Raw genomic sequence first — 362 nt, 5'->3', positions numbered from 1 at the left:
AACGACGCGTGCACCGTCGTCTCGGTGATGCCATACATATTGATCATCCGGGGCAAGCCCGGATGATGGTTCAGCCACGTCGACAACCGGTGCGGCTCCAGCGCCTCACCACCAAAGACCACCGTCTGCAACTTCAGCTGCTCACCCAACTCCGGCGCCAACGCATCGGCGCTCTGCAACGCATAAAACGCCGACGGGGTCTGACTCAAGACGCTGACCTGCTCGCGAACCAGCAACGCGTGCAGGTCCTCTGGCGATCGGACCACGGCGTCGGGAACTACCACCAGGCGGCCGCCGTACAACAATGACCCGAAGACCTCCCATACCGAGAAGTCAAACGCCAGCGAATGACATTGCGTCCA

Annotated in this window: 1 protein-coding gene; it reads right to left on the bottom strand. The window is 61.3% G+C overall.

Annotation, left to right across the window (positions count from 1 at the left end; all coding sequences use genetic code 11):
* Window positions 1-362: AMP-binding protein (locus ACZYVJ_RS25755; protein WP_463834077.1), on the bottom strand; the 362-nt coding region annotated here is incomplete at both ends.

This window comes from Mycobacterium sp. IDUB_3 (assembly GCF_055419585.1).
The sequence above is the reverse complement of the archived record's forward strand: the minus strand, read 5'-3'. Positions and strand labels throughout refer to the sequence as shown.